The following is a 15272-nucleotide window of genomic DNA, read 5'->3' on the forward strand; positions in this document are numbered from 1 at the left end:
CAGATCAATAGATCTTGGAGAACTTCTCGATGTTCGACTTGTCGAACTGGAAGGGCGGAGCCATCGCAGCCGAATTGGTGTCGTCGAGCGTGACCTTGCCGACGCGGCCGATCGACAGCGTGGCGCCGGGCTTCGCCTCTTCCTTCTTCACTGCCAGATCATGGGCGAGGTAGACGGCCGAGTAGCCGAGGTCGATCGGGTTCCACAGCGCGACCGCCTGGCTGGAACCGTTGTCGATGAATTTCTTGAACTCGGACGGCAGCGCGAGGCCGGTGACATTGACCTTGCCGATCAGGTTTTCGTCGGTGACGACCTGGGCGGCGGCAACGACGCCGACGGTGGTCGGCGCTATGATCGCCTTGAGGTTCGGGTAGGACTTCAGCAGGCCCTTGGCCTCGTCCGTGCTCTTGGCCGAATCGTCATCGCCATAGACGGTGGCGACGAGTTTGATCTTGGGGAACTTCTCCGGCAGGATTTTCTTGGCCGCATCGATCCAGGCGTTCTGGTTGGTCGCGGTCGAGGAGGCCGACAGGATGGCGACGTCGCCGCCTTCAGGCAGGTAGTCGGCGGCGAGCTTGATGATGGTCTCGCCGATCAGGCCGGTATCGGACGGGTTGAGGTGAAGCTGGCGGCCTTCCTTGGCGACGCCCGAATCCCACGAGATGACGGTGATGCCGCGCTCCATGGCCTTCTTCAGCACCGGCACCAGCGCATCCGCGTCATTGGCCGAAATGGCGATGGCGTTGACCTTCTGGGCGATCAGCGAATTGACCACTTCGATCTGCGCTTCGGCGGTCGCCTTGGTCGGGCCGGTGTAGATGATGTCGACATCGCCGAGTTCCTTGGCCGCCTCTTCGGCGCCCTTGTTGGCGGCATCGAAGAAGCCGTTGCCAAGCGACTTCACCACCAGCGCGATCTTGACGTTTTCGGCATAGGCTGCATTCACGAACATGGCGGCTGAAAAGGCCGCCGTTACCATCAATTTCTTCAAGAAGCTCATCGAATATCCTCCCTTGAGCGTTGCATTCCATCGTCGCTGCGGGCGTGAGGGTGTCTCAGGCCTGCAGTGAAGATTCTTCCTTTGCCGATTTGCGGGCGACGATCAGCGTCACGCCGGCGGTCTCTAACATCTTGGCCTCCCGATCCTCGATGCCGTCATCGGTGATGACGGTAGCGATGCGCGACAGGCCGCACAGGATCAGGCTGGAGCGTTTGCGGAATTTTGACGAGTCGACCAGCACCACCAGTTCGTCGGCCTGGTCGATCAGCTTCTGCTCCGCCTGGATCAGCAGCGGATCGCCCTCCATCAGGCCGAGCGGCCCGAGCCCCTGCGCGCCCATGAACATGCGGCGCGCATAGAAATTGCGCGTCACGTCATTGTCGAAGGGCGACAGGATGATGTTCTGCTCGCGATAGATGGTGCCTCCCGACAACATCACCGTGTTCTTGGAATGCTTGAGCAGGTGCTCGGCGATCGGGAACGAATTGGTGAAGATCGGCATGCGGCGGCCGGTCAGGAAATGCACCATCTGGAAGGTGGTGGTGCCGCCATTGATGATGATCGGCTCGCCATCCTTGCACAGCTCGACCGCTTCACGCGCGATTGCCCGCTTCTGCGAGGCGTTGATGGTTTCGTTGACGGAAAAGGGCCGGCCGGCCAGCCCGATGAACTGCGGCGGCGAGATTGCTTCAGCGCCACCGCGCACGCGGCGCAGGCGTTTCTGGACATGGAGAGCCGCGATATCGCGCCGGATCGTCGCCTCGGAGGACTCCGTCAGGTCGACCATCTCCTGCACCGTCACAACAGGCTTTTCCTGGACGGCGGACAGAATAATCCTGTGGCGCTCTTTTTCGTGCATGGTTCCTCCCTGCCTAAGCATCTAGGCACCCAAAACGCGCAGTGTCAATCATTTCCGATCATATAATTTCATTGTGCAGTGCAATATGATCGATCTTGATCGTTTATGATTGACAAGCCAGATGCTTCCGTGGAAATTCAGGCCAAATGGGCCGCACCTTTGCGTGCCTTTCGGGAGGATACCCTATGCTCGACAAGCGCACCGGCGCGCGCCTCGCCAATCTGTGGGATGAGGCCAAGGCTCAAGCGATGAGCGAGCCGGAACTTCTGGTCTATCGCTCGAACACGCTCGGCTCGGACAAGCGCGTCACCAACTATGGCGGCGGCAACACGTCCTCGAAGATCTGGCAGAAAGATCCGCTCACCGGCGAGACCGTCGAAGTGCTGTGGGTCAAGGGTTCGGGCGGCGACAGTGCTTCGATCAAGCTTGATGGTTTCGCCACGCTCTACATGGACAAGCTGCGCGCCCTCAAAGGCCTTTATCGCGGCGTCGAGCACGAAGACGAGATGGTGGGGTATCTGCCTCACTGCACGTTCAACCTGAATCCTCGCGCGGCCTCGATCGACACGCCGCTGCATGCCTACGTGCCGAAGCCTTTTGTCGACCACATGCATCCCGATGCCATCATCGCCATTGCCGCCGCCAAGGATTCCAAGGCGCTGACCAAGGAGATCTTCGGCGACGCCATCGGTTGGCTGCCATGGAAGCGCCCCGGCTTCGAACTCGGCCTGTGGCTGGAGAAATTCTGCCTCGAACATCCCGCCGCCAAGGGCGTCATCCTGGAAAGCCATGGCCTGTTCACCTGGGGCGACACCCCTCTGGAATGCTACGAGACGACGATCTCGGTGATCAACCAGGCGATCGAATGGTTCGAGCGCCGCTCCGAGGGCCTGGCCATCTTCGGCGGTGAAGTGGTCAAGTCGCTCGACGCCGCCGAACGCCGTGCCATTGCGGCAAAATTGATGCCGAAAATCCGCGGCCTGATCTCGGAAAAGAGCCACAAAACAGGCCATTTCGATGATTCCGCCGCTGTGCTCGAATTCGTCAACTCCAGGGATTTGCGGCCGCTGGCGGCACTCGGCACCTCGTGCCCGGATCATTTCCTGCGCACCAAGATCCGCCCGCTGGTGATCGAGTTCGATCCGGCAAAACCCGATGTCGATGCCGTCATCGCGCGCCTCGCCGACGATGTCGCCGCTTATCGTGTTGGCTACCAGGCCTATTACGACAGCTGCAAGCACCCGGACTCACCCGCCATCCGCGATCCCAATGCCGTCGTCTACCTGATGCCCGGCGTCGGCATGTTCACCTTCGCCGGCGACAAGGCGACGGCGCGTATTTCGGGTGAGTTCTACGTCAACGCCATCAACGTCATGCGCGGTGCATCGACCGTCTCGTCCTATGTCGGCCTGCCCGCACAAGAAGCCTTCGACATCGAGTACTGGCTACTCGAGGATCTGAAGCTGCAGCGCATGCCGAAACCGAAGTCGCTTGCCGGCCAGATCGCGCTGGTCACCGGCGGCGCCGGTGGTATCGGCCGCGCGACGGCCAACCGGCTGCTGCGCGAAGGCGCCTGCGTCGTGCTGGCCGACATCGACGAAACAGCGCTCGCCAGCGCCAATGACGAACTGGCCAAGGCCTATGGCAAGGATTTCGTCCGCCCGGTGCTGATCAACGTCACCTCGGAGGACCAGGTCATTTCGGGCTTTGCCGAGACGGCGGTCGAGTTCGGCGGCATCGACATTCTGGTGTCGAATGCCGGCCTCGCCTCTTCGGCTCCGATCGAGGAGACGACGCTGGCGCTGTGGAACAAGAACATGGACATCCTGTCGACCGGTTATTTCCTGGTCTCGCGGGAAGCGTTCCGGCTGTTCCGGGTGCAAAAGATCGGCGGCAACATCGTCTTCGTCGCTTCGAAGAACGGCCTTGCCGCCTCGCCCAACGCCGCCGCCTATTGCACTGCCAAGGCGGCCGAGATCCATCTCGCCCGCTGCCTGGCGCTGGAGGGCGCGGAAGCCCAGATCAGGGTCAATGTCGTCAACCCGGACGCGGTGCTTCGCGGTTCGAAGATCTGGACCGGCGAGTGGAAGGAACAGCGCGCCGCCGCCTACAAGATGTCGACCGACGATCTGGAGGAGCACTATCGCTCGCGCTCGATGCTGAAGCGCTCGGTCTTCCCGGAAGACATCGCAGAGGCGATCTATTTCTTCGCCTCCGACATGTCGGCCAAGTCCACCGGCAACATCATCAATGTCGACGCGGGCAACGCGCAGAGCTTTACGCGCTGAGCCAACGTCGAAGCGCTTCCCTTCTCCCCGTCACTCTATGGGGAGAAGGTGCCGGCAGGCGGATGAGGGGCAGCGCTGACTGAACGCATTTTGGGAGGAACAGCAGTGTCCGAATCCATCATCTCCGCCGACCTCGTCGACAAGGACAACGCCGCGCGCAAGGCCAACCTCGAGCGCGACTACGCCTCGCTCGGTGAGCGCCTCGACCGTCGCGGCATTGCCATCGACGCCATCCGTGACAAGGTCGAGAAATTCGCCGTGGCGATCCCGTCCTGGGGTGTCGGCACCGGCGGCACCCGCTTTGCCCGCTTTCCCGGCGCCGGCGAGCCGCGCGACATCTTCGACAAGATCGAGGATTGCGCCGTCATCAAGCAATTGACGCAGGCGACGCCGACCGTGTCGCTGCACATTCCGTGGGACAAGGCAGACCCGAACCGGCTGAAGCAGGCGGCCTCGCGCTTCGGCCTCGGCTTCGACGCCATGAACTCCAACACCTTTTCCGACGCCAGGGATCAGAAGCTCTCCTACAAATTCGGCTCGCTGTCGCATGCCGATGCCGGCACGCGCCGGCAAGCGGTCGAGCACAATCTCGAATGCATCGAGATCGGCAAGACGCTGGGCTCCAAGGCGTTGACGGTGTGGATCGGCGACGGCTCGAATTTTCCAGGCCAGGCCAATTTCGCCAAGGCATTCGAGCGCTATCTCGACGCTATGAAGGAGATCTACGCCGGACTGCCCGCCGACTGGAAGCTGTTCAGCGAGCACAAGATGTACGAACCGGCCTTCTATTCCACCGTCGTGCAGGACTGGGGCACCAACTACATGATCGCGCAGGAGTTGGGCGACAAGGCGTTCTGCCTGGTCGACCTCGGCCACCATGCCCCCAACGTCAACATCGAGATGATCGTGTCGCGGCTGATCCAGTTCAAGAAGCTTGGCGGCTTCCACTTCAACGATTCGAAATATGGCGACGACGACCTCGATGCCGGTTCGATCGATCCTTACCGGCTGTTCCTCGTCTTCAACGAACTGGTCGACGCCGAACTTTCCGGCGCCGAGGGTTTCGATCCCGCCCACATGCTCGACCAGAGCCACAACGTCACCGACCCGATCGAAAGCCTGATGCTGTCGGCCGTCGAAGTGCAGCGCGCCTATGCGCAGGCGCTGCTTGTCGACCGCAAGGCGCTGGAAGGCTACCAGGACAACAACGACGCGCTGATGGCGACGCAGACGCTGAAAGCCGCCTACCGCACCGATGTCGAGCCGATCCTGGCCATGGCGCGGCTGAAGACCGGCGGCGCCATCGATCCGGTCGCCGCCTATCGGGCAGCGGGCTACCGCGCCAAGGTCGCCGCGGAACGCCCGGCGGTCGCCGGTGGTTCGGGCGGGATCGTCTGAGGCGAACTCTCGTCCGATATTGCCCCTCACCGTTTTGCTTCGTGAGGGGGCACTTTGTGAATGGACTCGATCCGTCCAACACGGTCTTCTAGGTGTCCCCCCGCCCGGAGAACCGCCATGCCTCTCAACCGTCGGATATTGATCGCCGCCAGTCTTTCCATCACCTTCGTCCTGGCGCCGTTGACGAGCGTCTTCGCTGCATCACCGGCGCCAGCCAAGGGCGAGCATGGCATGGTGGTGACGGCCCAGCATCTGGCGTCCGAGGTCGGCATCGAGGTCTTGAAGAAGGGCGGCAATGCTGTCGATGCGGCGGTTGCCGTCGGCTATGCGCTCGCCGTCGTCTACCCCAATGCCGGCAATATCGGCGGCGGCGGCTTCATGACCATCCGTTTCAAGGACGGCAACTCGACCTTCCTCGATTTCCGCGAACGCGCGCCGCTGGCGGCAACCAAGACCATGTATCTCGACAAGGACGGCAAACCGGTGAAGGGCGCCAGCCTTGACGGCTATCTCGCGGTCGGCGTGCCTGGCTCGGTGGCTGGTTTAGAGATGGCGCGCGAAAAATACGGCAAATTGTCCCGACAGGATCTGATGGCGCCGGCGATCAGCTACGCCAAGGACGGATTCATCCTCAATCAGGGCGACGCCGCCTCTTTTGCCGGCAGCGCCGACCGGCTGGCGAAGGATCCCGCGGCTGCCACCATCTTCCTGAAACCCGATGGCAAGCCCTATGGCATCGGCGAGCGCCTGGTCCAGCCCGACCTCGCCGCGTCGCTCGCCGCCATTTCGGAAAAAGGCCCGGATGCCTTCTACAAGGGCGCCATCGCCGACGCCATCGTCAAGGCGAGCGGCGCCAAGGGCGGCATCCTGGCCAAGCCGGACTTCGAGCAATATGCGGTGCGCGAGCTGAAGCCCGTGACCTGTAGTTATCGCGGCTACGAGATCACCTCCTCGCCGCCGCCGAGTTCCGGCGGTGTCATCATCTGCGAAATCCTTAATGTGCTCGAAGGCTATCCCTTATCCTATCTCGGCGCCGGTTCCGCCGAGACCGTCCATGTCATGGTCGAGGCGATGCGCTATGCCTATGTCGACCGCAATTCAGCGCTCGGCGATCCCGATTTCGTCGACAATCCGGTCTCGAAACTGCTTGATAAGGCCTATGCCAAGGATATCCGCGACAAGATCGACCCGTTCCGGGCCGGCGTGTCGCAGGACCTGATGCCGAAGGGCTTTGGCGAGAGCAAGGAGACGACGCATTATTCGATCATCGACAATGACGGTAATGCGGTCGCGGTCACCTATACGCTGAACGGATCCTTCGGCGCCGGCGTCGTCGCCGACGGAACCGGCATCCTGCTCAACAACGAGATGGACGATTTCACCCAGAAGCCCGGCGTGCCCAACCTCTATGGCCTGGTCCAGGGTGAGGCCAATGCCATCCAACCGAAAAAGACGCCGCTGTCATCGATGAGCCCGACCGTGGTGGCCAAGGACGGCAAGCCGTTCATGGTCATTGGCAGTCCCGGCGGTTCGCGCATCATCACCATCACGCTGGAAGCCATCGTCAACGTCATCGACCACGGCATGAACATCCAGGAGGCGATCGACGCGCCGCGCATCCATCACCAGTGGCTGCCCGACACGGTCTATATCGAGCCGTTCGGTCTGTCCCCGGACACCGAAAAGCTGCTGGCCGGCATGGGTTATCACCTCGATCTCGCTGACCAGACCTGGGGCCAGGCAGCGGGCATCCTGGTCGGCGGCAAGAGCCTGGCGGAGATCGAGAAGGGCGGCGGCGCCCGCTACAACGGCGCCATCGACAGCCGCGCCGCCTCTGGCGAGGCGCTCGGATATTGAGGTTAGCGAGGCCGGGGATAGCTCAGAGGAAGGGCTTGGAGCAGCGTGGCGATTCGGGTCGATCGCCCGCTGCTCAAGAGGGTTGGCTCATAGCCAGGATGGTCGTCACAGGACCAGCGTGAGGGTGGACGCAATCAGCATCAGGGCGGCAATGCCGACGAACAGCGCATAGATGCGCGGCCGGTCGAGCAGCAATGCGTTTCCGGATATCCAGGCAGACGTGGCACCGCCAAGCGCGAAGAGGAAGCCGTTGCGGTGCCCGAAGACCATCGACGCGGCCATCAGCCCGCCAATGATCAGCGCGCCGAACACTATGATCACGGCCACGGCGTATTTCTCGAAATCGTTGCCGCTTCCCATGCTCGGACCGATCGCGTTCAACGTCGGCAGGTCGTCCGGATCGAAGGGGTTCGTCGACCCATATTCGTCTTGACCGGCAGGCTCTCGCATCATTCGTTCTCCGTATAGCGGCAACAAATCATCAAGCCTCGCCGAGTGCAACCCGATCGCGCCGCCTTGAGGCGTTCGACCGGTCTTTAACGCCCTCGGGCGGCGGCTTGCCGCCGGCTTTTTGATTCGTGCCCCGGCCGTCTTTTGTCTCAGGCAATCCAGGACACGGCTGCCCGGAGGCGACCGTGGACCCCTCTATCATGGAATGCATTCGTGGAGGAAAAATGATGCGGGATGTGGATTGGGCTTCGCTGGCAGCGATTCTCGGTGGCGGTGACGCCGCACAGCACCATGACGAAGGCCAAATCGCCTTGCCGCCAACGCGAATGTGGAACACGGCCGCGTCTGATCGCGACCCTGGACGCGTCGCATCGTCACGGGTCCATGCGACGCGCTTCAGCTATTGCATGCCAGATCACGGCAGGCAGGCTGGCATGCATCAGAACTTCATGCTGAGGCTGCCCTTGATGACACGGCCTTCGCCATAGATGCAGCTGAGGTCTTTGTTGCTGCCGGCCTCATAGCAGGTCGAATAGTAGGTCTTGTCGAACAGGTTGGAGACGTTGAGCGCCGCCTGCCAGCCATTCTTCTTGTAGCGCAGTGCCGCATCGACCAGCGTGTGGCCAGGCACGTTCACTGTGTTCGCATTGTCGCCGAAGCTGGCGCCGATATAGCGCACGCCGGCGCCGACGCTCAGGCCCTCGAGCACGCCGCTGCCAACCTCGTAATTGGCCCATAGCGATGCCTGGTGTTCCGGCACCCTGGCCGGGCGGTTGCCGATGATGGCGGCGGCATCGCTGGTTATCTCCGCGTCGAGATAGGTGTAGGCCGCCGTCATGCTGAGGCCGGAAGCCAGGTCGGCGTTAGCCTCGATCTCCAGGCCGCGATGGCGGACTTCTCCGGTCTGGACCTGGTAGACGGGATTGGCTGCTGCCGTCGGCACATTGGTCTTGCGCAGGTCGAACAGCGAAGCGGTGATGAAGCCGGGGAAGAAGGTCGGCTCGTATTTCACGCCGACTTCGTACTGCTTGCCCAGCGAAGGCAGCAGCGCGTCTCCGGACTGGGTCGGGCCGATATTGGTGGTGAAGGATTCGGCATAGCTGGCGTAGGGCGTCAGGCCATTATCGAAGAGATAGCCGATGCCGATATTGCCGGTGAAGGCATGGTCCTTCTGATCGTAGCTGCCTGCATCATCGAGCCGGTCGAAATTGGTGTGGTCGATCCAGGCCTGCCGGCCGCCGACGGTCAGGATCCAGTGGTCGGCGATCTTGGACTGGTTTTGTGCATAGAGACCGACCTGGCTGATCGTCTCCACGCGATCCGTAATGATGAGGCTCGGCGGCGTGACCGGGATCGAATAGTCCGGGCTCTGGGTGTCCAGCGCCGGACCCTCGCCGTAGCCGTTGCGCCCGTCGACCGACTGCCTGCTGTAGTCGAGACCGAACAACAGCTTGTTTTCGACCGCGCCGAAGTCAGCCTTGTATTCGGCCTGGTTGTCGACGTTGAACAGCCTTGCGGTCTCGTCCACGGTGAACAAGGTGCGCGACATCGTATGGTCGTCGATCATGTCCGGGCCACCAAGCCATTCGCCATAATAGAGCTGGCGGTAGTCGGTTTCCTGCTGCGAGTAGCGCAGGTTCTGCCGCACCGTCCAATGGTCGTCGAACTCATGGCTGAACTGGTAGCCGATCGAGCCGTGGTTGGCATCGAAACGGTCGAAATCGGGCGAGCCGGTGAAGAAATTGCGTGGCAGATTGCCATACTGCGCCGGCAGAAACTGAATCGGCGTCAGCCTGTCCCACTGGTAGTTGGCCAGGATGGTCAGCGAGGTCTGCGCATCCGGCTGCCACTTGAGCGCCGGCGCGACGAAAATGCGATCGTTGCGGGAATAGTCGGTTTCGAGCTCGCCGTTGCGAACCAGACCGGTCAGCCGGTATGACCACACGCCGGCATCGTCGATCGGGCCACCTATATCCAGCCCGGCCTCGACAGTGTTGAAGCTGCCATAGCTGAGGAAGCCGTCATAGATCGGCTTGTCGGTCGGCCGCTTGGTGACGGCATTGACCATGCCGCCAGCCTCGTTCTCGCCGTAGAGAACCGAGGACGGTCCCTTCAGCACCTCGATCCGCTCCAGCCCGTAGGGCTCGATCTTGAAGCCGGAAAAATCGATCACCTTCTGCGGCAGCCCGTCGCGATAGATCGCCGACGTGCAGAGGTCGAAGCCACGAATCAGGCATTGGTCGAAGCGATCGTCGATGCCCCATGGCGAGATGGTGACGCCGGCAAGATAGGACAAGGCGTCCTCAAGCTGCCCCGGCTGGCGGTCGTCGAGCTGCTTGCGGGTCACCACCGAAATCGAGCGCGGAATTTCCTTCAGCGGCGTGTCGGTCTTCGAGCCGGTGGTGGTGTTCCTGGCGATGTAGCCGTCATCCGGTCCGAGCGGGCTGTCGCTCTTTCCCTCGACATTGATCGGGTTGAGCTCGGTCGTGGCTTCCTGCGCAAGGGCCTGGGTGCAAAGCAGGGTCGAAAGCGATGCGACCACGAGGCCCTGGGCCCGGCTTCGCCGACGCGCCGCACGATATGCACTCAACCCCATCTCGATACCCCTTATGGCTGCGATGCGCGCAGGATCATTCCGCCCTGTGCTAATTTAAAATTGTTGACTCGTTTAGTCATCTTCAATGTTGACTATTAAACTCATGTTTCATAGTCAACCAGCCATCGGCTGCCGACAGCCAGATTTTTGAACCGCGTCGTGTTGGAGAAAACCCGTGCCTGAAATCCACGCCCAGCCGGCGTTCCGCACAGGCGCTGCGCGGTAATGGCGGTCCTTGAATCCCACAGAGCTGACCGTCTGCGCGGCCGGATCACCCGGCGCGGCGCGCTGGGACTTTTCGTCCTGTCCTTCGCTGCAATTGCATCGCCATCTGCCGCGGCGAAACCGTTGCGCATCGTCTCCCTGGATGACGGGCTGGCCGAGACCTTGCTCGTGCTCGGCGTCAATCCGGTCGCCATTGCCGGCCGCGACATCTGGGAGACCTGGGTGGTCGAACCGCCGCTGCCGCCTGAGATCGCCGATGTAGGCACGCTGCTCGAACCCAATCTCGAATTGCTGCAGCAGCTCAGGCCCGACATCATCCTGTCCATGCCGTATCTCGACGGCATCAAGCCGCTGCTCGAACGCGTGGCGCCGGTGACGACGATCGGGCTCTATACCGAAGCCGGGCAGCCCTATCAGCGCGCCGTCGAGGCAACCCGCCAGCTCGCCAGGCTTGTCGGCAAGAAAAGCGAAGGCGAGGCGCTGATCGCGGCGACGGATGCGTATTTTTCGGAAGTTCGCCAGCAACTGGCGCCGCTTTCGGCGCGGCCGATCTATGTCGTCAGCTTCATGGACCCGCGCAATGTGCGCGTCTACGGCAAGAAGAGCCTGTTTCAGGAGGTGTTCGACCGCATCGGGCTCAGCAATGCCTGGACGGCCGAGACCAATTATTGGGGGTTTTCGATCGTCGGCATCGACGGGCTGGCGACATCCAGCGACGCGCGCCTTGCCTATCTCGAACCCTTGCCCGAGGGCGCCGGCGGCACGCTGACCGAAAGTCCGGTCTGGAACGCCATGCCTTTCGTGCGCAGCCGCTCGATCATGCGCCTTCCCGCCGTCCACATGTTCGGCGCGCTTCCGTCCGCCAGCCGTTTTGCTCGGGTCCTGGCGTCGGCGATGGCCGCGGAGGCAGCCCGTGGCTGAGGATGCTGCGGCCATTGCCCAAGGGGGAAAGCCTGCGTCGGCCGGCCGGGCCTTCCCATGGAGCTTTCTTGGCAATCAGCCGGTAGGCGCGATCCTGCTCTGCGCGATGCTGCTCGCGGCGGCGGCAGCGGCAACCGTCTCGAACCTCACGGTGCAGCTGCCATCGGCGCTCTGGCTGCAATCGCTCGCCGCCCCCGACATCGCCGACATGCGGCAGGTGCTTGTCCACTACGCCTTCCTGCCCAGGCTTGCCGTCAGCCTTCTGTGTGGTGCGGCGCTCGGGCTTGCCGGAACCGTCCTGCAACAGGTTCTGCGCAACCCGCTCGCCTCGCCCGAAACGGTCGGCGTCTCGGCCGGCGCTTATCTGGCGCTGGCACTGGCGACGCTTCTGTCGCCTTCCTTGCTTGCCTTCGGCCGCGAATGGGTGGCGCTGGCCGGCGCATTCATGGCCCTTGCCGCCGTCTTCGCTCTGTCCTGGCACAAGGGCCTGTCGCCGCTTTCGGTCGTGCTGGCGGGGTTGGTCGTCAGCCTCTATGCCGGCGCCATCGGTGCCGCTCTCATTGTGCTGCGGCATGAATGGCTGGCCAGCCTGTTCATCTGGGGCGCCGGTTCGCTCGGCCAGCAGGACTGGTCGACGACGCTATGGCTTCTGCCGCGCATCGGCACTGCTGCGCTCGCGATCTTCCTCATGGTGCGACCACTGACCTTGCTTGGCCTCGACGACGAAGGCGCGCGCAGCCTTGGCGTGTCGCTCGGCGCCTATCGCTTCGCTGGGCTGGCGGCCGCCGTCGCGCTGATTGCCTTCGTCGTTTCCGCCGTCGGCGTCATCGGTTTCGTCGGCCTGGCCGCGGCGACGCTTGCGCGTATCGGTGGCGCCCGACAGCTGGGCCAGCAATTGGTGATGGCGCCGCTGATCGGCGGGGCATTGCTGTGGGCCGCCGACCAGGCCGTGCAGATCGCCACAGGACCGCAAGGCGACCTGTTGCCGACCGGAGCGATCACCGCGCTTCTCGGTGCACCGCTGCTTCTCTGGCTACTGCCGCGTCTTGCGCTTGGCTCGGAAGCCCCGGCCTTGACCGCCGAGCGCCTGCCACGCGCAAGCCGGCCGAGCCTCCTACTGGCGGTGATCGGCCTGGCTCTGCTTTTGCTGCTTGGGCTGGCCTTGCTCTATGGACCGGGCCCGCATGGCTGGACCTTCGCTTTCGGCGATGAGCTGCAGCCCCTGCTGTCATGGCGGTGGCCTCGCGTGCTTGCCGCGCTGAGCGCCGGCGCGATGCTGGCGCTCGCCGGGCTGATGATGCAGCGGCTGACCGGCAATCCGATGGCCAGCCCCGAAGTGCTTGGCATCAGCGCCGGTGCCGCGCTTGGCATGATGGTAGCGCTGTTTGCCCTCTCGGATGCCGGACGCCCGGTTCAGACGGCGGCGGCAACCATCGGCGCCTTCGCCGCCTTGCTGGTGACGCTGGCGATCGGCCGCCGTGCCGCGTATGCGCCGGAGCGGCTGCTGCTCGCCGGCGTTGCTCTGACGGCCTTGTTCGACGGGCTGATCCTGGTGCTCACCGCCACCGGCGATCCTCGCGCCATGCTGCTACTCAACTGGCTGACCGGCTCGACCTATGGTGTCGATGTCGGCGCCGCCCTGCTGACCGGTGGCATCGCCGTCTGCCTCTTCGCGCTCGCGCCTCTCTTCATGCGCTGGCTCGACATCCTGCCGCTCGGCCCTGCCGCCGTTCAAGGCCTTGGCATCAACCTGAAAATGACGCGGCTTCTCGTGCTGCTGGTGGTCGCCATGCTCACCGCTGCCTCGACGCTGATCGTCGGTCCGCTGACCTTCATCGGCCTGATGGCGCCGCATCTTGCCCGTCGCCTTGGCCTTTCCCGTGCGCTGCCGCAGGCCATTGGCGCGGTGCTCGCCGGCGCGCTGATCATGGTCGCCGCCGACTGGATCGGCCGCACCGCCATCTTCCCGCGCCAGATCCCGGCCGGTCTCGTCGCCACGCTGATCGGTGGCCCGGTGCTGATGTGGCTGCTGCGCCGCCGCTGACTTTTTTGTCCCTGTGGAGATATCCATGTCCAAGTCGATGCCAGCCCTGATCGCCGACACGACGGTCCACGACTTTGTCCCGGCGCATGGCGGCGCCGCCTGGCGGGTATTCCTGCATGTGCCGTCCGGGCCAGTGCCCGAGGCCGGCTGGCCCGTCCTCTACATGACCGACGGCAACGCCGTCATCGGCACAGCGGTCGACGCCATGCGTGCGCAGGCCTTCTATCCCACGGGCACCAATGTCGGCTGGGGCGTCATCGTCGCCATCGGCTATCCCGTAGAGGGCGCCTATGATCCGCTGCGGCGTTCATGGGATCTCGCCCCGCCGCCGGGCAAGACCTATCCGCCCTTCTCCGAGGGCACGCCCGAAGTCCGGACCGGTGGGGCAGGGGAATTCCTTGCCTTCATCGAGGACGAGCTGAAGCCATGGGTCGCCAGTCGGGTCACGGTCGATGCAAGCCGCCAGGCGCTTTACGGCCATTCCTTCGGTGGCCTGTTTGCGCTCTACGCCCTGTTCACGCGGCCTTCGGCCTTCCAGACCTGGATCGCGGCGAGCCCCACCATCTATTGGGAGGATCGTGCCATCGACCGCTTTCTCGAAACCTTCGAGGCCGCCGTTCCCGAGGGCCTGACGGCGACCATGATCCTGTCGGCCGGCGAATACGAGACGGAGAAGCTGGCACCGTTCCAGATCGGCGCCGAGGACGAGGAAAAGCGCCTGCAGCAGAAGAAGGTGACACGCACCGACGAATTCGCGCGGACGATGGCGGAGCGTCTCCATGCCTTCCCGGGCGTGCGCGCGAGCTTCGAACTGCATGCCGGCGAGAACCACATGTCGATCCTGCCGGTCACCGTCAATCGCGCGGTTCAGGCGGCGTTTGCGGTGAGGAAGGATACCGCCCTTTGCTGAACGCTGCAGCAAGGCGGTCGGCGCCTCGCGCCGTCATTCCTGTGAAGGGGAGGCGCTCAATCGGCGGTAGGAGACGCCGCCGAAGGTTGCCGTCACAAAGTCCGTGACGGACATCTTGCGCTTGCCTCCGTCGCTGCAGGCGTAAACCGGCCAACCGGCATCGCTGCATTCGCTGGCAGCGCAGATGCGCGCCAGGCAGTTCCCGATAGTCAGCCGGAAGCCGCCCTTGCCGGCGAAGCCTTGCAACAGGCTGCCGTCCGCCGAGCGCCATGTCCGCGCACGGAATTCCGCCCGCAAAAGCAGGGGTTCGAGAGGGACCGCAAGGCTGGTTTCGCCGGCACGCCCTGCGAGCTGCAGACGGAAGCGCGCCATTGCGGTCGCGTATGCGGTCACAAGATCCGCTTGGCGAAAATAGGCGGTCGCTAGGCTTGAGCGGTCAAGCAGATGAGACATCCACTCGCCTGCCTCTACCGGCCTCACCAAGGCAACAAACGCAAGAAAGGCGAAGCAAGCTCGTGACATTTCCAGCAGCCATATCGATCTCGGCGTGCCGGTTTGCCCCCCGGTTGCCCTCCCATAACATCCTGCCAATCGGCGCCCGGCGCAAGCCGCTTGCGGAGGCAGTTCAAAAGGCCGCCGAGCAAAGGCGCCTAGAGCCGAAGACGGTGACCCGCATCGACGAACTTGTGTGGGCGATGGCGAGGTGGAGGCGGCGTTTGCGGCA

At 63.4% G+C, this 15272-nt stretch carries 11 protein-coding genes; 6 read left to right on the top strand and 5 right to left on the bottom strand.

The window, feature by feature from the left end:
- Nucleotides 1-4 precede the first annotated feature (4 nt).
- Nucleotides 5-1000, bottom strand: a complete 996-nt coding sequence (gene rhaS / locus C8D77_RS19460; RefSeq protein WP_109666611.1) for a rhamnose ABC transporter substrate-binding protein — start codon at nt 998-1000, stop codon at nt 5-7.
- A gap of 55 nt (nt 1001-1055) precedes the next feature.
- Nucleotides 1056-1859, bottom strand: a complete 804-nt coding sequence (locus tag C8D77_RS19465; RefSeq protein WP_057145053.1) for a DeoR/GlpR family DNA-binding transcription regulator — start codon at nt 1857-1859, stop codon at nt 1056-1058.
- 185 nt (nt 1860-2044) lie between these two features.
- On the opposite strand from C8D77_RS19465, the gene C8D77_RS19470 reads away from it, so the two are divergent.
- The 3 genes from C8D77_RS19470 to ggt all read left to right on the top strand — a co-directional run bounded on the left by C8D77_RS19470 (nt 2045) and on the right by ggt (nt 7402).
- The gene (locus C8D77_RS19470; protein WP_109666613.1) at nt 2045-4147 is read left to right on the top strand and encodes a bifunctional rhamnulose-1-phosphate aldolase/short-chain dehydrogenase; all 2103 of its coding nucleotides are present in this window, start codon (nt 2045-2047) and stop codon (nt 4145-4147) included.
- A 105-nt stretch (nt 4148-4252) separates the two neighbouring features.
- Nucleotides 4253-5545 (top strand): L-rhamnose catabolism isomerase, encoded by a 1293-nt coding sequence (rhaI, locus tag C8D77_RS19475; protein ID WP_109666615.1) that lies wholly within the window; start codon nt 4253-4255, stop codon nt 5543-5545.
- 117 nt (nt 5546-5662) lie between these two features.
- Nucleotides 5663-7402 carry a gamma-glutamyltransferase gene (gene ggt, locus C8D77_RS19480; RefSeq protein WP_109666617.1) on the top strand — a complete coding sequence of 580 codons (1740 nt, stop codon included), beginning with the start codon at nt 5663-5665 and terminating at the stop codon, nt 7400-7402.
- Between the two features lie 105 nt (nt 7403-7507).
- Here ggt and C8D77_RS19485 read toward each other — a convergent pair whose 3' ends face one another.
- Nucleotides 7508-7855: a hypothetical protein gene (locus C8D77_RS19485; RefSeq protein WP_164548579.1), complete on the bottom strand. Its 348-nt coding sequence runs from the start codon at nt 7853-7855 to the stop codon at nt 7508-7510.
- Between the two features lie 436 nt (nt 7856-8291).
- Nucleotides 8292-10448 carry a TonB-dependent siderophore receptor gene (locus tag C8D77_RS19490; protein ID WP_109666619.1) on the bottom strand — a complete coding sequence of 719 codons (2157 nt, stop codon included), beginning with the start codon at nt 10446-10448 and terminating at the stop codon, nt 8292-8294.
- Between the two features lie 225 nt (nt 10449-10673).
- On the opposite strand from C8D77_RS19490, the gene C8D77_RS19495 reads away from it, so the two are divergent.
- The 3 genes from C8D77_RS19495 to C8D77_RS19505 are packed head-to-tail and all read left to right on the top strand — an operon-like array spanning nt 10674 to nt 14548.
- Entirely contained in the window at nt 10674-11594 is a 921-nt protein-coding gene (locus C8D77_RS19495; RefSeq protein ID WP_170136771.1) for an ABC transporter substrate-binding protein, read from the top strand.
- Nucleotides 11587-13638 carry a Fe(3+)-hydroxamate ABC transporter permease FhuB gene (gene fhuB / locus C8D77_RS19500; protein ID WP_109666622.1) on the top strand — a complete coding sequence of 684 codons (2052 nt, stop codon included), beginning with the start codon at nt 11587-11589 and terminating at the stop codon, nt 13636-13638. Before C8D77_RS19495 ends, fhuB begins: the two co-directional genes overlap by 8 nt.
- A gap of 25 nt (nt 13639-13663) precedes the next feature.
- Entirely contained in the window at nt 13664-14548 is an 885-nt protein-coding gene (locus tag C8D77_RS19505; protein WP_109666625.1) for an alpha/beta hydrolase, read from the top strand.
- Nucleotides 14549-14581: 33 nt separating this feature from the next.
- Here the strand turns inward: C8D77_RS19505 and C8D77_RS19510 are convergent, their stop codons facing one another.
- A complete protein-coding gene (locus C8D77_RS19510) occupies nt 14582-15001 on the bottom strand; it encodes a hypothetical protein (protein ID WP_164771617.1) in 420 nt (139 codons plus the stop codon).
- Nucleotides 15002-15272 lie beyond the last annotated feature (271 nt).

Source organism: Mesorhizobium loti, from assembly GCF_003148495.1.
In the GTDB taxonomy this organism is placed as follows: Bacteria; Pseudomonadota; Alphaproteobacteria; order Rhizobiales; family Rhizobiaceae; genus Mesorhizobium; species Mesorhizobium loti.

Bases quoted from the DNA above. Each gene is read 5' to 3' on its own strand.
- rhaS (WP_109666611.1), bottom strand. From the start codon at position 1,000: ATGAGCTTCTTGAAGAAATTGATGGTAACGGCGGCCTTTTCAGCCGCC.
- C8D77_RS19465 (WP_057145053.1), bottom strand. From the start codon at position 1,859: ATGCACGAAAAAGAGCGCCACAGGATTATTCTGTCCGCCGTCCAGGAA.
- C8D77_RS19470 (WP_109666613.1), top strand. From the start codon at position 2,045: ATGCTCGACAAGCGCACCGGCGCGCGCCTCGCCAATCTGTGGGATGAG.
- ggt (WP_109666617.1), top strand. From the start codon at position 5,663: ATGCCTCTCAACCGTCGGATATTGATCGCCGCCAGTCTTTCCATCACC.
- C8D77_RS19485 (WP_164548579.1), bottom strand. From the start codon at position 7,855: ATGATGCGAGAGCCTGCCGGTCAAGACGAATATGGGTCGACGAACCCC.
- C8D77_RS19490 (WP_109666619.1), bottom strand. From the start codon at position 10,448: ATGGGGTTGAGTGCATATCGTGCGGCGCGTCGGCGAAGCCGGGCCCAG.
- C8D77_RS19495 (WP_170136771.1), top strand. From the start codon at position 10,674: ATGGCGGTCCTTGAATCCCACAGAGCTGACCGTCTGCGCGGCCGGATC.
- C8D77_RS19505 (WP_109666625.1), top strand. From the start codon at position 13,664: ATGTCCAAGTCGATGCCAGCCCTGATCGCCGACACGACGGTCCACGAC.
- C8D77_RS19510 (WP_164771617.1), bottom strand. From the start codon at position 15,001: ATGTCTCATCTGCTTGACCGCTCAAGCCTAGCGACCGCCTATTTTCGC.